The organism is Acinetobacter sp. 3657, from assembly GCF_031456775.1.
Taxonomy (GTDB): Bacteria; Pseudomonadota; Gammaproteobacteria; order Pseudomonadales; family Moraxellaceae; genus Acinetobacter.
Genome location: NZ_JAVDVH010000021.1, coordinates 1 through 22,865, shown reverse-complemented (window position 1 = coordinate 22,865; position 22,865 = coordinate 1). Strand labels below are relative to the sequence as shown.

At 41.9% G+C, this 22,865-nt stretch carries 17 protein-coding genes, 1 tRNA gene and 1 pseudogene; 3 read left to right on the top strand and 16 right to left on the bottom strand.

Annotated elements, in window-relative coordinates:
- Nucleotides 1–29 precede the first annotated feature (29 nt).
- Nucleotides 30–1,454: a hypothetical protein gene (locus J2Y37_RS15305; RefSeq protein ID WP_349033358.1), complete on the top strand. Its 1,425-nt coding sequence runs from the start codon at nucleotides 30–32 to the stop codon at nucleotides 1,452–1,454.
- 285 nt (nucleotides 1,455–1,739) lie between these two features.
- Nucleotides 1,740–2,795, top strand: a complete 1,056-nt coding sequence (locus tag J2Y37_RS15300) for a hypothetical protein (RefSeq protein WP_349033357.1) — start codon at nucleotides 1,740–1,742, stop codon at nucleotides 2,793–2,795.
- A gap of 97 nt (nucleotides 2,796–2,892) precedes the next feature.
- On the opposite strand, the gene htpG is transcribed toward J2Y37_RS15300, so the two are convergent.
- The 4 genes from htpG to J2Y37_RS15280 form a co-directional block, all read right to left on the bottom strand.
- A complete protein-coding gene (htpG, locus tag J2Y37_RS15295) occupies nucleotides 2,893–4,812 on the bottom strand; it encodes a molecular chaperone HtpG (protein WP_241323904.1) in 1,920 nt (639 codons plus the stop codon).
- A 181-nt stretch (nucleotides 4,813–4,993) separates the two neighbouring features.
- Complete coding sequence (locus tag J2Y37_RS15290; protein ID WP_121929858.1) at nucleotides 4,994–5,596, bottom strand: OmpW family outer membrane protein; 603 nt, start codon at nucleotides 5,594–5,596, stop codon at nucleotides 4,994–4,996.
- 490 nt (nucleotides 5,597–6,086) lie between these two features.
- The gene (locus tag J2Y37_RS15285) at nucleotides 6,087–7,451 is read right to left on the bottom strand and encodes a Na+/H+ antiporter NhaC family protein (protein ID WP_349033356.1); all 1,365 of its coding nucleotides are present in this window, start codon (nucleotides 7,449–7,451) and stop codon (nucleotides 6,087–6,089) included.
- Nucleotides 7,452–7,527: 76 nt separating this feature from the next.
- Nucleotides 7,528–8,400 carry an alpha/beta fold hydrolase gene (locus tag J2Y37_RS15280; protein WP_004668279.1) on the bottom strand — a complete coding sequence of 291 codons (873 nt, stop codon included), beginning with the start codon at nucleotides 8,398–8,400 and terminating at the stop codon, nucleotides 7,528–7,530.
- 115 nt (nucleotides 8,401–8,515) lie between these two features.
- On the opposite strand from J2Y37_RS15280, the gene J2Y37_RS15275 reads away from it, so the two are divergent.
- Nucleotides 8,516–9,004, top strand: coding sequence for a DUF4442 domain-containing protein (locus J2Y37_RS15275; RefSeq protein WP_349033355.1), 489 nt, complete (start codon nucleotides 8,516–8,518; stop codon nucleotides 9,002–9,004).
- An 87-nt stretch (nucleotides 9,005–9,091) separates the two neighbouring features.
- On the opposite strand, the gene J2Y37_RS15270 is transcribed toward J2Y37_RS15275, so the two are convergent.
- The 12 genes and pseudogenes from J2Y37_RS15270 to J2Y37_RS15215 all read right to left on the bottom strand — a co-directional run.
- Complete coding sequence (locus J2Y37_RS15270; RefSeq protein ID WP_004668277.1) at nucleotides 9,092–9,448, bottom strand: YMGG-like glycine zipper-containing protein; 357 nt, start codon at nucleotides 9,446–9,448, stop codon at nucleotides 9,092–9,094.
- Nucleotides 9,449–9,831: 383 nt separating this feature from the next.
- Nucleotides 9,832–10,197, bottom strand: a complete 366-nt coding sequence (locus J2Y37_RS15265; protein WP_004668275.1) for a hypothetical protein — start codon at nucleotides 10,195–10,197, stop codon at nucleotides 9,832–9,834.
- Between the two features lie 168 nt (nucleotides 10,198–10,365).
- Nucleotides 10,366–14,559: a DNA-directed RNA polymerase subunit beta' gene (gene rpoC, locus J2Y37_RS15260; protein WP_004668274.1), complete on the bottom strand. Its 4,194-nt coding sequence runs from the start codon at nucleotides 14,557–14,559 to the stop codon at nucleotides 10,366–10,368.
- 170 nt (nucleotides 14,560–14,729) lie between these two features.
- Nucleotides 14,730–18,818 carry a DNA-directed RNA polymerase subunit beta gene (gene rpoB, locus J2Y37_RS15255; protein WP_004668270.1) on the bottom strand — a complete coding sequence of 1,363 codons (4,089 nt, stop codon included), beginning with the start codon at nucleotides 18,816–18,818 and terminating at the stop codon, nucleotides 14,730–14,732.
- 308 nt (nucleotides 18,819–19,126) lie between these two features.
- Nucleotides 19,127–19,471 (bottom strand): annotated as a pseudogene (gene rplL, locus J2Y37_RS15250) (50S ribosomal protein L7/L12).
- Between the two features lie 69 nt (nucleotides 19,472–19,540).
- Nucleotides 19,541–20,047 carry a 50S ribosomal protein L10 gene (gene rplJ, locus J2Y37_RS15245; RefSeq protein ID WP_004668265.1) on the bottom strand — a complete coding sequence of 169 codons (507 nt, stop codon included), beginning with the start codon at nucleotides 20,045–20,047 and terminating at the stop codon, nucleotides 19,541–19,543.
- Between the two features lie 296 nt (nucleotides 20,048–20,343).
- Nucleotides 20,344–21,039, bottom strand: coding sequence for a 50S ribosomal protein L1 (rplA, locus tag J2Y37_RS15240; RefSeq protein ID WP_004668264.1), 696 nt, complete (start codon nucleotides 21,037–21,039; stop codon nucleotides 20,344–20,346).
- A 3-nt stretch (nucleotides 21,040–21,042) separates the two neighbouring features.
- Nucleotides 21,043–21,471, bottom strand: a complete 429-nt coding sequence (gene rplK, locus J2Y37_RS15235) for a 50S ribosomal protein L11 (protein WP_004668262.1) — start codon at nucleotides 21,469–21,471, stop codon at nucleotides 21,043–21,045.
- Nucleotides 21,472–21,582: 111 nt separating this feature from the next.
- A complete protein-coding gene (nusG, locus tag J2Y37_RS15230; RefSeq protein WP_004668261.1) occupies nucleotides 21,583–22,116 on the bottom strand; it encodes a transcription termination/antitermination protein NusG in 534 nt (177 codons plus the stop codon).
- A gap of 7 nt (nucleotides 22,117–22,123) precedes the next feature.
- Nucleotides 22,124–22,564 (bottom strand): preprotein translocase subunit SecE, encoded by a 441-nt coding sequence (secE, locus tag J2Y37_RS15225; protein ID WP_004668260.1) that lies wholly within the window; start codon nucleotides 22,562–22,564, stop codon nucleotides 22,124–22,126.
- Nucleotides 22,565–22,640: 76 nt separating this feature from the next.
- A tRNA-Trp gene (locus J2Y37_RS15220) sits at nucleotides 22,641–22,716 on the bottom strand.
- 48 nt (nucleotides 22,717–22,764) lie between these two features.
- Nucleotides 22,765–22,865: elongation factor Tu (locus tag J2Y37_RS15215; RefSeq protein ID WP_075912487.1), on the bottom strand; the 101-nt coding region annotated here is incomplete at its 5' end.

Below are 22,865 nucleotides of genomic sequence, written 5' to 3'. Positions count from 1 at the left end.
GCTCAAGCCTATCTCTAAGGAAACAATAAATGGACGTATTAGAGAAAGCACTCTTGGTAGATGAGCTCCAGCATCTCATTGAAGGGCTCAATGATGATAAAACCTCACTATTTGAAATTGCCAAATCAAAACAACGAATTAAAGATATTTGTGCCTCTTGTGACGATCCTGCTTTTCAGGATCAAATCACGCCTTTTAAAGCATATATTCAAAATGAAGAGTTCTCAACGGATGAGTTGAGCAGCCACGGTTATGCCATGACTTATCGCGGTACTTATAATTTTATGGGACGCGTAGAGAATGCTTTATTTGCCTCTGCAGATATGGGATGGGCTGCATTGCGTCAAGCACAACATTGGCAAGTCTGGGTCATTCGCCCTGCTTTATCATTTCTTAAAAGCCCTTGGATGAATTCATCTCAGCATGCATTACAATGGCTAAAAAACCATGCCAGTGAATATGTTAAAACAGACCATGAACTACAACATTTAATTCCAGTTTTAGAGCCAATTAGCCAAAACTCAACCTCATCATCAAGCTCAAATCAAAGCATTCATACCGATCCCTTATCCTTAATAAAAGAAGAAACGGCTCAGTTTCAGTCACAACTCGACGCGATTATCCAAGAGAGGATTCAACCCGTCTCAGCCCCAAAAACAACAGCGGTGAAAGCGAACCTTAAACAGACCACAGCTACGTCTAGCAATCTAAATAAAGCGAAACCCGTTGCACTGAATGATTTTAATTTAGATGGATTAGTTTGCCGCTTAGAGCGGATTAATGCGCGCACCTTCCCTTCTTTATATCGTGTTGATTTACACAATGAGATTGATCAAAACATCAAAATTGATTGGTTATATTTAAAAGCTGAAAATGACGTTCAGCCTGTATGGGAATCCGCACAGATTTTCATTGCAGAACAACTCTATGCACAAGGTCAATTTTCGCATTATGTGGTGCTTATTGGTACGCACAGCATCGAGTATGCCATTTCAGTCCTACAATCCTATACAAACCCACTGCATACTCAAACCAGCTCGATTCATCAAACCCACTGGATTAATTTTAAGCAACATTATCATCAACATGAAAGTTTGTTTAATCAATGTATCATGAATGGAACATTGATCTGGCAACGTGATCAACGTGTTTATCCATATATCCCAGCTTCTTTTGTGAATACGCAAAAATTCATTCCATTTGAAGAAACTTCGGCAACTTTTTTGACCCCTGTGATTTTATTAAGAGAGCGTCATAAAATTCGTGTGATTCATGGTGCTGAACGGATTAAGCTCTCCAATGAAGACCAAGCTTATCCTTATCTGTTATTGGACCGCGCCGATGGTTATACATGGCAGTTGATCCGCCAAGCCATTAGCCGCTTACCTCAACCGATTTCAGTACATGACTTATACCAAGCACTGGAAAATAGTGCGCTATCAGAATCAACCTAGCATTGAGCGTATACAAAGCCAAAACCCTCCTATCTATCATCGACCCTACGAGATTTTCTCCGCATTTTAGGTGATAGATTTTGAGTGTACTAAGTCATTCTGTTGACTCACCTTTTATACGATTAAATTGCAGTTTTTTGTGATTATGACTTGATTTTATAGGTCGAATCATCAAGAGTTAAAAACAAGAACAATACATAAGCTTGCACCATGACAATTTCCCAAAGAACGGTATCACCTCATCTCTTTTATACGATACTCACCCTGTCCTGCGGGTTCTTGAGTATGGCAAATGCCGCTGAAGCAACGCCACAGCAGCCAAGCAACAACATGCAAACATCAAATGGGAAAAATACTGAAAGCGTTTTGAACTATATTCCCAAGTGGGTTGATGCAACACCGACTATTCTTCCAGAACAATCTAGTCAACCTGTTGTACCTCCCGTTTCAGAAACAGAGGAACGAACCTGGGTTGATCGCAAGCAACGTGATATCAGAGAATGGGCTGATCGAACCTCAGTTAAAATTGATGATTGGTTTGGTGAAGTCGATCCAGAGAAGCCTGCTTCTGCAACCATTCGGTTGATGCTCGACAATTATTGGAATGAATATGATAACTATGAAGTAAAACCACGTATCCGCGGTAAAATCAAACTACCAACACTGGAAAAAAGACTCAGCTTGGTGTTTGGTGATGATTCACTCGATGATGAGTTTGATAATCATATTTCCAGCACCAACCAACAGCCAAACCAAGATCCTGATAAACGATTCGACTCTAAGCAAAGCCGTGATAACAACGGCTCAGTCGCTTTACGCTTCTCCGACCTCTCTAAAAAATTACCTTTTGAAACCAATGCCGATATTGGTTTGCGTTCAGGCAGTGATATTTATCTTCGTTTAAGAGCGAAAAAAGATTGGCAATTAAATAACGATTTCAGCTTCAATGCTGAGCAAATTTATCGCTATGGCAGTAAAAGTGAAAATTATCTTCGCACTAATTTAGAACTTATCCATGCTCGTCCCAATCAAGCTTTTTTATCCAACCAGCTCAGCCTGACTTATGCAGATAAACAAGATGATGATTTACGTTGGGATAATCGAACCTTCCGTGAGCATCAGTTTTTTGCACACAATCGTTTTAATTATGGCATTTATACGGGTGGTTATTACAATGACAATGACTTGCGCCTGAATAGCTGGGGGCCTTTCATTTCATGGAGACAACCACTGTGGCGTGAATGGTTTTATGTGCAAGGTGATCTCAATTATTTTAATGATCATCGTGAAGACAGAGACCACTATGTCCGTACCTTTGTTCGTCTTGAGACCTTATTTTAGTTTTGATGGAATTATCAGCACAACTGTGGATAACTTTAATGTTATCCATAGACATAAAAAAAACTCTGCCGAAGCAGAGTTTTTTTATGAAAAACGTTTATTTCAATAACAAGCTATTAATGCGTTTTACATACGCAGCAGGATCTTCAGGTAAACCGCCTTCTGCAATCACAGCTTGATCAAAAATCACATTGGCGAGATCATCAAACTGCGCAGAGCTCTCTAATTTCTTCACTAAAGGATGTTCAGGGTTAATTTCCAAGGTTGGTTTAATCTCAGGAACAGCCTGACCCGCTTGTTTCAGCATGCGAATAAGTTGTGGAGAAAGCTCACCTTCACTGGTCACCAAACATGCTGGAGAATCGACCAAACGTGTCGTGACACGTACTTCTTTGGTCTTGTCTTTTAACGATGTCGTTAAACGATCCACAACAGGTTTGAATTGTTCAGCTGCTTGTTCAAGTGCTTTTTTCTCGTCAGCATCTTGTAGATCACCTAAGTCTACCGCACCTTTAGAAACGTTCTGTAATGGCGTACCATCAAACTCAAATACAAAGTTCATCGCCCATTCATCAACACGGTCTGCCATGAGCAAAACTTCAATGCCCTTTTTCTTGAACAATTCCAGTTGCGGCGAGTTTTTCGCTGCCATTAGGCTATCAGCAGTCACGTAATAGATGGCTTTTTGTCCCTCTTGCATACGTGCTTTATAATCAGCCAAAGACGTTGATATCTCATCATTGTTTGAAGTCGCATAACGTAATAACTTCAAGATACGATCACGATTTCCAGTATCTTCACCCAAGCCTTCTTTCAGAACTGAACCGAATTCAGCATAGAACGTTTTGAACTTCTCTTGGTCTTTCTCATCTTCAGACTTCGCTAAACCATCGATCAAAGTCAGCACACGGCGCGCATTGCCTTCACGAATGGTTTTAACATCACGGCTTTCTTGCAATAATTCACGGCTGACGTTGAGTGGTAAATCAGCACTATCCACCACGCCTTGTACAAAACGTAAATAGTTTGGAATCAGATTATCCGCTTCATCCATGATGAAGACACGTTTAACGTAAAGCTTGATGCCAGCTTTGGCTTCACGGGTAAATAAATCTTGTTTGGCCTGACTCGGGATATAAAGCAACTGGGTATATTCAGTACTGCCCTCCACACGGTTATGTGCCCACGCCAACGGTTCAGCAAAATCATGGCTGAGGTTCTTATAGAACTCGATGTATTGCTCATCACTGATTTCACTCTTACTGCGTGTCCATAGCGCACTAGCAGAGTTAATCGCTTCCCACTCATCGGTCTTGACCATTTGACCGCCTTTCGGCTCTTCACCCTCGGCAACTTCTTCTTCCTGCCAGACTTCTTTTTGCATCTCAATTGGCAAGCTAATATGGTCAGAATACTTATTGATGATTTGCTTAACTTTCCACGATTCTAAATACTCAAGTGCATCATCACGTAGGTGCAGGATAATATCAGTACCGCGTGTCGCTTTATCGATGCTTTGAACTTCAAACTCACCGGTACCACCACTGATCCAACGTACCCCATCAGCAGCCTCTGAACCTGCTCGACGAGATTCAACCGTAATCTTATCAGCAACAATAAAACCTGAATAAAAACCCACACCAAACTGCCCAATCAACTGCGCATCAGATTTTTGATCGCCAGTCAGCTTAGACATAAAATCTTTGGTTCCCGATTTCGCAATCGTTCCCAAATTATCAATCGCTTCTTGTTGGCTTAAACCAATCCCATTATCAGAAATGGTCAGCGTTTTATGCTCTTTATCTAAAGTCACACGAACACGTAAGTTCGGATCATTTTCATAATATTCAGGATGATTGATTCCCTCAAAACGCAACTTATCACATGCATCTGAAGCATTTGAAATCAATTCACGTAGGAAAATCTCAGGGTTGGAATAGAGAGAATGCGTCACTAAATGCAATAACTGAGCAACTTCAGCTTGGAAACTATAATTTTGTGATGCTTGTTCACTCATAAATCACTCCTTATCTGTGAGGCGTATTAAATTGGACTGATTTATGAATGGTGCATATCTTCAATTTTTCAATCCTTATTTTCTAATTTTTTTTATTCTTCTCTCTGTATTTCTTTGATACTTAAATTGCAAAAAACCCCACTAATCTGTGAGGTTTCTTTAAAGTATTTAATGATCTAATTTAAAACTTATAACTATAGCCAAGGGTATATACCATCGGGTTGATATCCAAATCTGTCAACTTTGTGCCATTAAGTTTTACTTCTGGTTTTAATTGAGCATAACGGGCATCGAAGAAGACTCCCCAATTCTTTGCATCAGCAGGCTGAAAAGTAAAACCTAACTGACCCGCAAAGCCAAAATCCTCTTTCACTTTGATTTTTTCGCCTGATAACGGACCTACTGCTTTTTCATCCCAAGCAAGAAAAGCAGTACCGCCTACCCCAATATAAGGCGTAAAAGCAGTTGAGTTTTTAAAGTTATATTTCGCCGTAATCGTTGGCGGTAAATGTTTAAGCTTGACCACTTTCGTTCCGTCTAAAGAAACATCATGTGATATCGGTGTTGCAAGCAATAATTCAGCAGAAAAAGGCGTATCTCCAAAGAAATACTCAACAGACGGTGTAAATGCAAACTCATAATCCGCCTTTAACGTACCCACGCCCGCAACTGTTGTTTCATCCGTTGGTGCAATAACACTTGCCCCGACTTTAACTTGAAAACCACCTGCAAAAACAGTTGAAGACATCCCCAATAAAGTAACAATTAATAATTTTTTAAACATTTAAATGACCTCTTTAATAAAAATCTAACCGTGCTATTAATAATAATCATGGGTTTTTATTTTATGCAATATGTATTAATTCCGACCAATTTGATTATATTTTTAAACAACTGATTAACAACAATATATATTTGTAAATATATGTAACAAACATCATACCCAACTTAATCACTCGGCTTAAACACATGAAAACCAAGTATTTTTGTATGGATTAATACAGCAAAAAAACAAATCCACCAAGCGATTTAAAAATCAAATAATGTAGTTTTATTTAAGAATGAAGCCTTGATAAAAACACAAGCAAAATCACATAAAAGACAAAAAATGTCACTTTATAACCAGATAATTAAATTAAAACCAAATTTTATAATCAACCATCGCATGATAATAAAAGCGATTCATTAGAAAACAAAAATATTATTTTAAGCATCGATCATCATTTTATTATTTCTTAATATTAAAAATGGCCCTAATTAGAGCCATTTTTGTATTAAAGAACCATCGCGGCGATCCAGCCGAAGACAATCAATGGAATATTAAAATGTATGAAGGTCGGTACAACCGTATCCCGCATATGGTCATGCTGCCCATCTAAATTCAAACCCGATGTTGGACCCAAAGTTGAGTCCGATGCAGGAGAACCCGCATCTCCTAATGCCGCAGCCGTACCAATCAATGCAATCGTTGCCATTGGGCTAAAGCCAAATTGCAAACATAACGGGACATAAATAATCGCAAGAATTGGCACCGTTGAAAATGAAGAACCGATCCCTAAAGTAATCAATAGCCCGACCAAAAGCATGACCAAAGCAGCGAGAGCTTTACTATCACCAATCCAACCAGCAGTTGCTTTGACTAGATCAGGAACTTGATTGGTCGCCTCAATGACAGCAGCAAAACCTTGCGCAGCAATCATGGTGAATCCAACCAATGCCATCATTCGCATCCCACTGACGATGACATCATCAGCCTCTTTCCACTTAAAGATACCCGCACAACTTAATATGGCCACACCCACCAAGCCAGCAACAATCATCGAATCTGAATAAAGCTGCACCGCAATGGTTGCAATAATCGCAAAGGCCGCCATCCATAAGGTAAAAGTGGCAATTTGAGGCGCTTGTTGCTGTTGCGCCATCTCTCCGACAATACTACGTGTCACGTTATGTAAGGGTTTATCTTCATAAACACGCGGCTTACGGTAACTAATAAATACAGCAACCAGTAGACCTAAAAACATTCCGCCAACAGGAATCATCATCGCACGGGGAATCTGCTCATTACTGATCTGCAAGCCGTAGCCTTGACCAAAATGATTGATGTTATGTGCAAGGATATCATTTAAGAAAATTGCCCCAAATCCCATTGGCAGGAACATATAGGTTGCAACCAAACCGAAGGTCAGCACACTCGCAATTGCTCTACGGTCTAAGTGCAAATGATTAAACACACTCAATAAAGGCGGAATTAAGACAGGAATAAATGCAATATGAACTGGAATGACATTTTGTGAGGCAATCGCAGCTAAGCCAACAGTGAAAAATATAAGAAATTTCACCTGTTTTTGAGCACGAATGTCGGTATCATTTTTAAGAATTTTAACGAGTTTATAGGCCAATAAATCAGGCAACCCAGAACGCGCCAAGGCCAAGGCAAATGCACCTAGCACCCCATAGGCAAGTGCGATTTTCGCTCCGCCACCTAGACCATTATTAAATGCATCTAATGTTCCTTGTAACCCCAAACCAGCCAGTAAACCGCCTGTCAAAGCACCAATCACTAAAGCAAAAACAACAGGAACTCGGCCCAAGGAAAGACCGAACATGACAGCAACCGCAGCAAGAATTGCAAACATAACTTTGAACTAAATGAAACGAGGTCGCCATTTTAGCAGAGTTTAAATTCTGCGATTGCCATCACGTGATTTTTATTTATGCATTTTTCACGATAAATTGACGAATATAATCCGCAATTTTTTCGGGTTGGCTCAACACCGCCCAATGGTTGGCATCCAACTCAACATACTCAAAGTTCTCAACCCATTTCGGCATAGATTCCGTAATATATTCAGGGCTAACAAAAGCATCTCTTTTTAAGACAACAGCCTGTACAGGGCATTGAGCATAACGTTGGCGCGGTTGAGTTAAAGATGGAATAAAATTAGCGCGGTATAGATTAATCCCATATTTGCCATCTGCCACAATATTTGCATTCAAAGGTAAATCTTGTTTTTTCTCTAGGCCGCTTAACACCTTGCCCCACTTCTCAGGACTAAACAAAGTCCATACCGTTGGTGCAAGTAGAGGTAAATGGAATGCGCCGATGTACCAAGATTTGGTCAACATTTTTAACACATGGCTCGGTGCTGATTTAAATTTTTCACGTAAATACAAAGATGCATGATCTAAGCAAGGCCCTGAAATCGTCGTATAAGACAATAAACGACCTTTTAATTTTGGTTCAGTCGCCGACTCCCATGATTGTAAAGAACCCCAATCATGCGCTGCCATATGAAAATTACGATTCGGTAATACCTGATCAACGACTTCTTGTAAATCTAATGATAAGCGCGGTAACCGATAGTCTTTAATGCGTTTTGGAATCGAAGATAAGCCTGCACCACGTACATCATAGGTGACAACAAAATAATCATTCACCAGTTTTTCAATAATCGGTTCCCATACTTCTTGGTTGTCAGGATAGCCATGTACTAACACCAATGCTGGCTTTTTCTCATCACCCCATGTTTTTACACACAGCGTTTGCTGATCAGAGGTTGTTACAGTTTCTACTTGTACTTGCATAATTGTTTCCCATTTTGTTTTCAGACGGCTTGGTCGTTCAATCAGCCATTGCCAGCGATACTATAAAAATGATACTTATGCAGTATGAATTGAGTTGTAAGAAAAAAAATTGACCATGAAAAGCTTTTTCAAAAAAATTCGAACCATTCCTGTGGTTGCAAAATTTATGATCAACCACTACTCCCCGTATCGTGGTGCAGGAATTGCGATTGAGACCATGGATTTGGATAATTACCACATTCGAGTCAAAATGCCGCTTACCAGAAAAAATCGTAATATTGTGGGTACACATTTTGGTGGTAGTTTATATTCAATGGTTGATCCGTTTTATATGCTAATCCTGATGCACCACCTCGGGCATAAATATATCGTCTGGGATAAAAGCGCCACCATTAATTTTATATCACCCGGTCGCAATACGGTTTATGCAGATATTAAACTCAGTGCCGTGGAAATTGCAGAAATTAAGCAATTGGCTGAAAATCATAAACCCGTGTTACGTCATTACACCTTAAATATCATCGATGATGCTGGCACACGCATTGCGGAAGTTGAAAAAGTTTTATACATCCGTCGTAAAAAGCCGAAAGCCACATCAAAATAAAAGCGCTTAAAAATAAAAAATGCCTGCACTTTATCGCTTGCAGACATTCTTATTCATCACATTTAAGGCTGTTGAAAGCTCCAAGAACTATTTCTTTTCTTGGATTGCGGCACCAGCACCACCACCGATCGCGCCACCAATCGCAGCACCCGAGTCGCCGCCAAAGATGGCTTTACCGACAACCGAGCCAATACCTGCACCGACGGCACTACTGGTCGTGGTCTTGCTACTACCACCTTGGGTATTTGCACCAACACCAGCACCTGCTGCCGCACCGACACCAGCACCGAGACCACCACCAACATGATTACCTACACCACCGCCTACAGCACCACCTAATGCAGCCGCACCAATACGTTGATCAGATGCACTCATATTTTGACAGCCTGTAAACATAACCGTAGACAACATAGCAGCAGAAACTAAAGCAATTGTTTTTTTCATGACCGTATTCACTCCTTCTGTTCTTATAAAAAGCATAATCTTCTTTTATGAGTATTTTGATCATATTGTGTTATCACACTGTCCTAATCGATTGAAATTTTGTAAAGCACCTTCCCCTATTCAGCAATCCATCTCGCTAGAACTGCATAGCCCTGAGCCAATCAAGAGCCAAATCGAGCATAAGTTTAGTGTTTTAAAAGCTGTTTAAAAATTTCTAAACATATCCGTATCAGAACATGGCAGTTGTGCAAAGCTTCTGACCTCCCGCAGTATTGATCCCATCATGCTATCTGGAAAGCTTACTATTGCAATGCCACCTAATTAAAAAAGCCCTTATCAAAATAAGAGCTTCTTCAAATTTCTAATAAACACTCAGCGTATTTTTAGTACTTACCCTTTTTTTCGCCATACGCAGCACCAGCACTACCGCCTAGTGCACCACCTGTTGCCGCACCTGCTTCACCACCTAATACTGCACCACCCAGCCATGCACCTACGCCAGCACCTATCGCACTGTTACGTGTATTCTTACTATTCGCACCTTTTGTATTCGCTGCAACACCAGCTCCAACAGCTGCACCAAGGCCCGCACCTAAATTACCACCTAGATTTTTACCTACAGCACCACCTGCACCACCGCCAATTGCTGCAGCACCGATACGTTTACTTTCTGGACTTGCGTGCTGACAACCTGCCAAGATTGTCGTTGACATAAGCACAACACCCGTAAGCATCATCATTTTTTTCATTGGAACTACTCCTCTCTTTCTATGCAATAAGATAGTCATGTTTCATGAAGTATCTATTCAGATCCGGTAATGAAACATTAACGCTCTGAGGTGTTTTTGTAAGGCTTTGCTCTCATTTTCTCCACAAAAAAAGACACCCGAAGGTGTCTTTTTTGATTTAGCTAGAACTTAGAATTGATCAGAGTTCAACGCTTGGCTAAATGCTTGGTCAACTTCACTAAAGTCATTGTGAAGTTCTAATTCAGCAGCTTCAGCTTCTTGACGACGACGTTCTAAGTGATACGCAAGACCCGTACCCGCTGGGATCAAACGACCCACAACCACGTTTTCTTTCAAGCCACGTAAGTCATCTTCTTTACCTGTTACAGCCGCTTCAGTTAACACACGTGTTGTTTCCTGGAACGATGCAGCAGAAATAAATGAGTCAGTAGAAAGCGACGCTTTGGTAATACCCATTAATAAACGCTCAAACTTCGCAGAGAATTTATTCTGAGCAGACACCGCTTGGTTCTCTTGAACAACGCGAATGTAATCCACTTGCTCGCCTTTGATGAAGCTGGTATCACCACCCTCAGTAATATCAACTTTACGCAACATTTGACGTACGATAACTTCAATGTGCTTATCGTTGATTTTTACACCTTGGAGACGATATACATCTTGAACTTCGTTCACGATGTAGTTGGTCAATGCCACTTCACCTTTCAAACGCAAGATATCATGTGGATTCTGCGGGCCATCAGAAATGGTTTCACCACGATTCACATGTTCGCCTTCAAACACGTTAATGGTACGCCATTTCGGAATAAGCTCTTCGTAAATCTCAGAACCATCATCTGGTGTAATCACCAAACGGTTCTTACCTTTAGTCTCTTTACCAAAACTTACAACACCTGACACTTCAGCCAAGATTGCATGCTCTTTCGGCTTACGTGCTTCGAACAAATCAGCTACACGCGGTAGACCACCGGTAATATCACGTGTACGTGAAGTTTCTTGTGGTACACGACCAAGTACATCACCGACACCAATCGTTGCACCATCACGAACGGTTACGATCGTGTTTTGTGGTAAGAAGTAGAACTGTTCACCACCATCGGTTGTATCCAACACGATTGCAGGACGCAAATCTTTACCAGAAGCAGGACGTGCTGTAACTGGTAAGATTTCAACAGTGGTCATACCTGTTGCATCATCTGTTTTAGAGGTCGCAGTCACACCATCAGCGATTTGGCTGAAGCGTGCTTTACCCGCAACTTCTGTCACAAGTGGATGGGTATGTGGATCCCAAGTCGCAACGATACCGCCCGCTTCTACAGACTCGCCATCTTTCAACAAGATGCTTGCACCGTAAGGAAGTTTATAGCGCTCACGCTCACGACCTAAGTCATCCGCAATACCAATTTCACCTGAACGTGAAACTGAAACCAAGTGACCTTTGTTATGTTCTACTGTTTTCACATTGTGGAAACGTACAGTACCTTTATTACGGACTTGAACACTGTTTGCAGCAGATGTTCGGCTCGCAGCACCACCGACGTGGAAGGTACGCATCGTTAACTGTGTACCTGGTTCACCGATTGACTGTGCAGCCATTACACCAACAGACTCACCTGGGTTCACCAAGTGACCACGTGCAAGATCACGGCCATAACAACGTGCACATACACCGAAGGTAGATTCACATGCAATCACTGAACGTACTTTAACTTCATCGACACCCGCTTCTTCAAGCTGAGCAGCGATTTTCTCATCGATTAACGTACCACGTGGCAATACCACTTCATCATCAGACGCACGACGTACATCTTCAGCTGTTACACGACCCAATACGCGATCGCGTAATGGCTCAATCACGTCACCACCTTGAATGAATGGTGTCATCACTAAACCGCCAGCTGTACCACAATCAGGCTCAGTAATCACCAAATCTTGTGCTACATCGACTAGACGACGCGTTAAGTAACCAGAGTTTGCAGTTTTCAATGCAGTATCGGCCAAACCTTTACGTGCACCGTGTGTTGAAATGAAGTACTGAAGTACTGTCAAACCTTCACGGAAGTTTGCTTTAATCGGCGTTTCAATGATCGAACCATCTGGTTTCGCCATCAAACCACGCATACCAGCAAGCTGACGAATCTGCGCCGCACTACCACGGGCACCAGAGTCAGACATCATATAAATTGAGTTAAATGATTTCTGCTTCTCATCAACACCGTCACGGTTTTTAACCGTAACAAAAGACAAGTTGTCCATCATTGCTTTCGCAACTTGGTCATTGGTACGTGCCCAAATATCGACAACCTTGTTGTAACGCTCACCCGCTGTTACGAAACCTTGCTCAAACTGTTGTTCGATTTCACGAACTTCTGTTTCAGCTTTATCGATAATCGTATACTTGGTTGGTGGAATCAACATGTCTTCCATACCGACGGATACACCTGAACGCGTCGCTTGACGGAAGCCCAAATACATCAATTGGTCAGCGAAGATAACGGTATCTTTCAAACCAAGTTTACGGTAACAAGAGTTAATCAACTTAGAGATGTTTTTCTTGGTCATCTCAAGGTTAATCGATTCAAAGCTTAAACCTTGTGGAACAACTTCCCACAATAAGCAACGACCAGGCGTGGTATCAACAATAATGGTTTGTTGTTCACGTTGACCATTTTCATCGATCACTGTTTGATGTACACGTACTTTTACGCGTGCATGAATCGCAACTTGACCAGTTGCCAACGCACGGTTTACTTCGTGTGTATCCGCAAACATCATGCCTTCACCTTTGGCATTTACCGCATCACGTGTGATGTAGTAAAGACCCAAGACAACGTCCTGAGAAGGAACGATGATCGGCTCACCATTTGCAGGTGACAAGATGTTGTTGGTTGACATCATCAAGGCACGAGCTTCTAACTGTGCTTCAAGCGTCAATGGAACGTGTACCGCCATTTGGTCACCATCGAAGTCGGCGTTAAACGCAGCACATACGAGTGGGTGGAGACGGATTGCCTTACCTTCGATCAGAATAGGTTCAAATGCTTGAAGACCTAGACGGTGAAGTGTTGGCGCACGGTTCAACATCACTGGATGTTGACGAATTACAGATGCTAGAACGTCCCAAACTTCAGGTGTTTCACGCTCAACCATTTTCTTCGCAGCTTTAATGGTTGTAGCCTGACCTGATGCTTGTAATTTTGCGAAAATAAATGGCTTGAATAATTCAAGTGCCATTTTCTTCGGAAGACCACATTGGTGAAGACGTAAAGTAGGACCAACAGTAATAACCGAACGACCAGAATAGTCAACACGCTTACCGAGCAAGTTCTGACGGAAACGACCTTGCTTACCTTTGATCATATCTGCCAAAGATTTCAATGGACGTTTGTTCGAACCTGTAATCGCACGACCACGACGACCGTTGTCTAACAACGCATCGACAGACTCTTGCAACATACGTTTTTCGTTACGCACGATAATGTCTGGTGCTGATAGGTCAAGTAGACGCTTCAAACGGTTGTTACGGTTAATCACGCGACGATAAAGATCATTCAAGTCAGACGTCGCAAAACGACCACCTTCAAGTGGTACAAGTGGACGAAGATCTGGTGGAAGTACTGGAAGTACTGTCAACACCATCCATTCTGGCTTGTTGTTTGAATCTTTGAAAGCTTCCATCAATTTCAAACGCTTAGACGCTTTTTTAAGTTTCGTCTCAGACGTTGTTTGAGGAATTTCTTCACGCAAACGTGCAATTTCAGCTTCAAGATCGATATCTTTCAATAGATCTTGGATTGCTTCAGCACCCATTTTTGCAGTGAATTCATCGCCATGTTCTTCAAGCGCATTGAAGTATTCTTCGTCTGTTAAAAGTTGATACTTTTCAAACGGAGTCATGCCTGGATCTGTAACGACATATGATTCAAAATACAAGACGCGTTCGATGTCACGTAATGTCATATCAAGTAACAAACCGATGCGGCTTGGCAATGATTTTAAGAACCAAATATGCGCAACTGGCGAAGCAAGATCAATGTGACCCATGCGCTCACGACGTACTTTAGCAGTCGTAACCTCGACGCCACATTTTTCACAAATGACGCCTTTATATTTCATACGCTTGTATTTGCCACACAAGCATTCGTAATCTTTAACTGGACCAAAGATTTTGGCACAGAACAAACCGTCACGTTCAGGTTTAAAAGTACGGTAATTAATGGTTTCTGGTTTTTTTACTTCACCGTGAGACCATGACTTAATCATTTCTGGTGACGCAAGACCAATACGGATACGGTCAAATTCAACAGGTGCATGACCTTCTGAATCCGTTTTCTTACGCATGATATCGAGCAAGTCTTTCAATTTTTTTCTCCGTGTGTCAGGGAGCTAAGCTCGCCCGACTGGGTCACAAATATTGTTTTTTAACTGAATAATCCTCCCTCAGTCCCTTCTTTTTCTAAGGAGGGAAGCTCCTACCCTTTCAAGTGGGAACTCCCCCTTTCGTAAAGGGGGCTCGGGGGATTAATGGCTAATTAGTCACCATTTTTCAGTTCAATGTTGATACCTAAAGAACGGATCTCTTTGGTCAATACGTTGAACGATTCAGGCATACCCGGATCCATATAATGGTTACCATCTACAATATTCTTATAGATGCGAGTACGACCTTCGACGTCATCCGATTTCACAGTGAGCATTTCTTGGAGTGTATATGCTGCACCATATGCTTCAAGTGCCCAGACTTCCATCTCACCAAAACGCTGACCACCGAATTGTGCTTTACCACCAAGCGGCTGCTGTGTCACAAGCGAGTAAGAACCAGTTGAACGCGCGTGCATTTTGTCATCAACCAAGTGGTTCAATTTGAGCATATACATGTAACCAACAGTTACAGGACGGTCAAACTGTTCACCTGTACGGCCATCAAACAAAGTCTGTTGACCAGAACGCGGCAATTCAGCAAGTTCAAGTAATTCTTTAATTTGGCTTTCTTCAGCACCATCAAAAACTGGTGTTGCCAAAGGAACACCTGCACGTAAGTTACCTGCAAGTTTCAACACTTCTTCATCAGTTAAGCTATCAAGATCTTCTTGCTCGCCACCAACTTTGTTGTAAATCTTATCAAGGAACAAACGAAGTTCAGCAACGGTACGTTGTTGTTGCAGCATCTTATCGATCTGCTCACCTAAACCTTTTGCCGCCAAGCCCAAATGGGTTTCAAGAATCTGACCCACGTTCATACGCGACGGTACACCCAATGGGTTCAATACGATGTCAACAGGTACACCATTGGCATCATGTGGCATATCTTCAACAGGTAAGATGTTAGAGACAACACCCTTGTTCCCGTGACGACCCGCCATCTTATCACCTGGTTGGATACGACGTTTCACTGCAAGGTAAACCTTAACAACTTTTAATACACCCGTTGTTAATTCATCACCTGTAGAGAGTTTGCGTTTCTTCTCAGCAAATTTCTCATCAATCTCGATACTCTTCTCTTTCAAGAATACCTGAATTTGAGTTAAACGTTCAGCGATTGCTTCATCTGTTGGTTGGATTTCTAACAAATCAACCAGCTCTAAACCAGACAACATATCTTCTGCAAGTTTATCGCCGCGCTTCGTTGTACCGCCACCATTAGACTCTTTGCCTTTCAACAAGCGAACAATACGTTCACGTGCTGCTTCTTCAAAGATTTTGTATTCTTCTTTCAAATCTTTACGGTAAGCATCAAGCTGTGCTTTTTCAATCGCTTGTGCACGATCATCTTTTTCCAAACCATCACGTGTGAAGACTTGAACATCGATCACTGTACCCTTGGTACCAGATGGAACGCGTAAAGATGAATCTTTTACGTCAGCTGCTTTTTCACCAAAGATAGCACGAAGTAATTTTTCTTCAGGTGTTAACTGTGTTTCACCTTTAGGTGTAACTTTACCAACAAGGATGTCACCTGCTGTAACTTCAGCACCGATATAAACAATACCAGACTCATCCAACTTAGAAAGCGCTGCTTCACCAACGTTAGGAATATCGGCAGTGATTTCTTCTGCACCTAATTTGGTATCACGTGCAACACATGACAACTCTTGGATATGAATAGAAGTTAAACGGTCTTCTTGAAGCACACGCTCTGAAAGTAAGATCGAGTCTTCGTAGTTATAACCGTTCCATGTCATGAACGCGACGCGCATGTTTTGACCAAGCGCAAGCTCACCCATGTCCGTCGATGGACCATCAGCCAAGATATCACCACGCGCAACTTTGTCGCCCATGTTTACGATAACATTTTGGTTGATACAGGTATTTTGGTTCGAACGGGTATATTTGATCAGGTTGTAGATATCTACACCTGCTTCACCAGCAATCATTTCATCTTCGTTTACACGAATAACGATACGTGAGGCATCAACATACTCAATCGCACCACCACGGTTTGCGATCACACACACACCAGAGTCACGCGCTACGTTTGCTTCCATACCCGTACCAACAAGCGGCTTGTCAGCACGTAACGTTGGAACTGCCTGACGCTGCATGTTTGAACCCATCAATGCACGGTTCGCATCATCGTGTTCAAGGAACGGAATCAATGACGCTGCAACAGAAACAACCTGCTGTGCAGATACATCCATATGAGTGACACGCTCAGGTGACATACGAACGAAATCACCCTGATGACGTACAGAAACCATTTCTTCAGTCAAAGTACCTTCTTTATCAATTGCTGAATCGGCCTGTGCAATAACAGTACCTACTTCTTCAATCGCAGATAAATACTCAACCGCATCAGTAACACGACCATCTACAACTTTACGGTAAGGTGTTTCTAAGAAACCAAAGTTGTTTGTTTTTGCATAAACAGAAAGCGAGTTGATCAAACCAATGTTTGGACCTTCAGGCGTTTCAATTGGACAAACACGACCATAATGCGTTTGATGTACGTCACGAACCTCAAAGCCCGCACGTTCACGTGTCAAACCACCAGGCCCAAGCGCTGATACACGACGTTTGTGTGTAATTTCAGATAATGGGTTGTTTTGATCCATGAACTGAGACAATTGGCTTGAACCAAAGAACTCTTTGATCGCAGCAGCAACTGGTTTTGCGTTGATCAAATCCTGTGGAGACAGGTTATCCGCTTCAGCTTGGCTTAAACGCTCTTTAACAGCACGCTCAACACGTACTAAACCAACACGGAATTGGTTTTCTGTCATTTCACCAACAGAACGTACGCGACGGTTACCCAAGTGGTCGATATCGTCGACTTCACCTTTACCGTTACGGATTTCAACCAATGTACGAAGTACATCAATGATATCGTCGTGCGATAAAATACCTTCAACTTCACGAGACTTTTGATCAGTACCGACTTCGTATGGACGACCCAAGCGACGGTTAAACTTCATACGACCAACAGGCGACAAGTCATAACGCTCAGAAGAGAAGAATAAGTTATTAAATAAATTATCTGCAGCTTCTTTCGTCGGTGGCTCACCTGGACGCATTACTTTGTAAATTTCAACGAGTGCTTCTTCACGACCCGTTGTAGTATCTGCACGTAACGTATCAGCAATAAAAGAACCACGGTCGATATCGTTAGTAAATAGGATGTTAAATTGCTTAACACCGCCTTCAGCTAACTTCACCATTACTTCATGGCTTAACAAGGTATTTGCAGCAATCACCTCACCATCTTTTAATGGGATATCTTCAGCGGTGATACGCTCATACAAGTATTCATCAGGTACAGAAAGCTTGGCTAAGTTAGCCGCTTCCATTTGACGTACGTGACGCGCATTAATACGTTTACCTTGCTCTACAATCACTTTGCCGTCATTGTCTGCAATATCAAACTGCGCCATTTCTCCGCGCAAGCGATCTGGAATGAGGTCAATTTGATAGCTACCCATATCAAGATATACAGGTACTTTTTCGTAGAACAAATTCAAAATTTGCGCATTGCTATAATTTAAAGCACGTAAAATCACAGTCGCCAACAATTTACGACGACGGTCAATACGTACAAACACAAGATCTTTTGCGTCAAATTCAAAGTCTAACCATGAACCACGGTAAGGGATAATACGTGCTGAATACAACACTTTACCACTTGAGTGAGTTTTACCCTTGTCATGGTCAAAGAACACACCTGGCGAACGGTGTAACTGAGATACGATCACACGCTCAGTACCATTGATAACGAAAGTACCGTTATCGGTCATGAGTGGCATTTCACCCATGTACACTTCTTGCTCACGAACGTCTTTAATTGATTTCGTTTCACGATCTTTAATGATCAAACGAATTTTTACGCGCATTGGTGCTGCATAAGTCGAACCACGTAAAATACATTCACGCACGTCAAACTCAGGCTTACCAAGACTATACTCAACAAATTCTAAAGCAGCATTGCCAGAATAACTTTCAATAGGAAAAACTGAACGAAATGCGGCTTGGAGACCGATATCTTCGCGGTTCTTTGGAGTTTTGCCACCTTGTAAAAACGTACGGTACGAATCGACTTGAATCGAAAGTAAGTACGGTGCTTCCATCACTTGGGGCAATTTACCAAAATTCTTACGGATCCGTTTCTTTTCGGTATATGAGTATGCCATCTGGAGTCCTCGGGAAGTAAACTAAGCCCGCCTGCAGAACGGGCCTAGAAGGATTACGCAGGCCGATATGGCCACCACTGTTTACAAATGCTGCAATTTTTAGTGGTATTAAAACGCTTAACAATATTTTTATAAGCAAAAAACATTGTTAAGCGTTTGATATTAGTCTTTTTATTGCAAAAACCCGCATATTATATGCGAAACTAACAAAAAACGAGCCGATTATTGTAACGCAAAAAGGCTGATGACCCAAGAGCCATCAGCCATTTTTTGGAGCCGATTATCAAAAAAACCGACTCCCTACAGTATTACTTAAGTGTAACTGTAGCGCCAGCAGCTTCAAGCTTAGTCTTAAGCTCTTCGCCTTCTTCTTTAGAAACGCCTTCTTTAAGAACAGCTGGAGCGCCTTCAACAAGATCTTTCGCTTCTTTAAGACCAAGACCAGTCGCTTCACGTACTGCTTTAATTACTGCAACTTTGTTCGCGCCGAAAGAAGTCAACTCAACGTTGAATTCAGTTTGCTCTTCAGCAACAGCAGCAGCAGGACCAGCAGCTACAGCTACAGCAGCAGCAGATACGTTGAATTTTTCTTCGAAAGCAGAAATAAGTTAAACAAGCTCAAGAACAGTTTTTTCAGCAACTGCGTTTAGGATTTCTTCGTTTGTTTAAGCCATGAGAGTAACTCCAACTGGGTATTGAAGGGTGTGAAAGTAGATTTAAACTTAAGCAGCTTCTGACTCGTTTTTCTCTTGAAGCGCTGTAAGTAAGCGACCCAATTTCGAAATAGGAGCTTGAAGAACAGAGGCAAGCATAGTAAGCGCTTTTTCTTGGTTCGGAAGATTTGCGATAACGCTAATGTCTGCACCTTGATAAACTTTGCCATCAAATGCGGCAGCCTTTAATTCAAATGCTTTATTAGTTTTAGCAAATTCTTCGAACAAGCGTGCAGCTGCACCCATATCGTCTTCAGAAGTTGAGAATGCTAAGATTGTTGGACCAACAAGGTCGTCATTCAAGATAGCGAATGGCGTATCTTGAAGAGCACGTTTAGCCAAAGTATTACGTACAACACGTGTAGCAACACCTAACTTACGAGCTTCAACACGGAGAGCAGTTAATTGCTCAACCGTTAAACCTTGGTAGTCAGCAACAACGGCAGCGAACGCTGTAGAAGCAATTTCACTTACTTCAGCAACGATCTGTTTTTTGTCTTCGATAAGAAGAGCCATTGTAAAACCTCCTAACGGTGATTTATGTACTCAAATGAGTACACTCCCAATTCGCAAGTCTTATTCAGACTTACACGCGGAGGAGGAATAAATCACACCACCGCGTCTACTCAGACTGGATTTTTAAGAAGAATATTCGAAAATATTCCTCGCCTGAGGTCTTTGACGCTGATAAATATTTATTTATCAATTCAAAGTTTGCCTAAGTTTGCAAGTAATCCGAAACCGGTTTCTCTTGCGCAATATTTGAAGCAGTGCTTCAAATATTACTCAGGGCTTTAAAATTCTTTTCTAAATTATTTAGAAATATTGCTTACGTCAACGATCAAACCAGGACCCATAGTAGAGCTCAAAGTGATCTTTTTAACGTATACGCCTTTAGATGTTGCAGGTTTTAACTTTTTCAAGTCTGCAATCAAAGCTTCAACGTTTTGACGTACAGCTTCTTCGCTAAAGCCAAGTTGACCGATCGCAGCGTGGATAATACCCGCTTTGTCGACACGGTAACGTGCTTGACCAGATTTAGCGTTTTTAACTGCATTCGCAACATCAGGAGTCACTGTACCCACTTTAGGGTTTGGCATTAAGCCACGTGGACCAAGAATCGTACCAAGCTTACCTACAACACGCATAGCGTCAGGTGCAGCAATCACAACATCAAAGTCAAGATTACCTTTCTGAATGCTTTCAGCTAAGTCTTCAAAACCAACGATATCAGCGCCTTCAGCTTTAGCAGCTTCAGCAGCAGCACCTTGTGCAAACACTGCAACACGTACAGTTTTACCAGTACCCGCAGGTAAAGTTGTCGCACCACGAACCACTTGATCAGATTTACGTGGATCAACCCCAAGGTTTACCGCTACATCTAGAGATTCTTTGAACTTAGCAGCTGGAAGGCTGTTGAGAACTTGTACTGCTTCTTCCAAAGTGTAAACTTTGTTTGCTTCTACAGCAGCAGCAATGGCTTTTTGACGTTTAGTTAACTTTGCCATGTCTTATAGCTCCACTTCCAAGCCCATAGAACGTGCAGAACCAGCGATGGTACGAACACGAGCGTCTAAATCAGCACCAGTTAAATCTGGTTCTTTAGTAGTCGCGATTTCTTCTAGTTGAGCACGAGTCAACTTACCCACTTTAGTTTTGTTAGGTACAGCTGAACCCTTTTGAATACCAGCAGCTTTCTTAAGAAGAATAGATGCAGGTGGAGTTTTCATGATGAAAGTGAACGACTTGTCGTTGTACACAGTAATCACGACAGGAATCGGCAAACCAACTTCAAGTTTTTGTGTAGCAGCATTGAATTCTTTACAGAATGCCATGATGTTTACACCACGTTGACCCAAAGCAGGACCAATTGGTGGAGATGGATTTGCTTTACCAGCTGGGACTTGCAGCTTGATATAGCCGTCAATCTTCTTAGCCATTAAAAATTACCTCTGGGTACAAACGCCGTTAGGCTCCCCAAAAATCAAGTAACGCCAAAGCATTACAACAACAATGCCCGACAAAATCGGGCGCTTTCCAACCAACTCAAATTAAATCGTTTTTTCGACTTGGCGAAACTCGAGTTCAACCTGAGTAGGTCGATTAAATACATTAATCGTCAACGTTAAACGTGACTTCTCGTATTGTACTTCCTCCACGACCCCTTTAAAGTCAGTGAACGGACCATCAATAACGAGTAATTCTTCACCTGGTTCAAACATCGTCTTAGGACGAGGTGCTTCACCAAGATTACGTACACGAGCAAGAATTGCATCTGCTTCACGCTGTGTGATTGGTGCTGGTTTTTCTGGTGTTCCACCAATAAAACCAAGAACCTTTGGACACTCTTTTACGATGTGCCAAGTATCATCATTCATTTCCATTTCGACTAACACATAGCCTGGAAAGAATTTACGTTCAGACTTGCGCTTCTTTCCGTCCTTCATTTCCACTACTTCTTCAGTAGGAACAAGGACTTCACCAAAGCTATCAGCTACTGTGCTACGTTGAATTCGTTCATTAAGTGAACGCATTACTTGTTTTTCAAAACCTGAATAGGCATGAATAATATACCAACGTTTCATTGCGCTCTTACCCGATAATTAACTTAATAAACCAGCCTAACCCGTAATCAAAACACCACAATACAATTGCTGTTACAATTACAACCAAAAGCACTTGCCACGAGGTCGTGATCGTCTCTTGTTTTGTCGGCCAAGCCACTCGACGTAGTTCTATTCGCGCATCTTGCAATAAACGCACAAAGCCCTTACCTTGATGGGTGGCGTATAATAAACCTAAAGCGACGACGATACAAGCCAAAATTACCCCGATGCGCACCCAAATATCATTTGCGGGTGCCCAATGGGCTGGCAAATACTGATTTACCATTGCTGAACCAATCAATAAAGCTAGAGCAATCAACCATAAGACGATATCTAATGGAGAGCCCGAGCGCACAACTTCTGCAGCATTATTTCTTTGGGGAATTGGCGCGTCGCTTAATGCGTCACGCGATTTATCATTCGACATTTTTTTACTCGTCGTAGAATTCGCGACTTATTATATGACAACTTAGCCAGAATCAAGCTTTTTTATTTAAAAAAAGTGGCAGGTCAGGAGGGACTCGAACCCCCAACATTCGGTTTTGGAGACCGACGCTCTACCAATTGAACTACTGACCTATTATGCAAATCGAAAGCCGAAGCTTCCGATTTGAATCACATATCGTATTATGCAGTTACTTTCGCAACAACACCAGCACCTACAGTACGACCACCTTCACGAATCGCAAAACGTAGACCTGGGTCCATTGCGATTGGGTGAATTAATT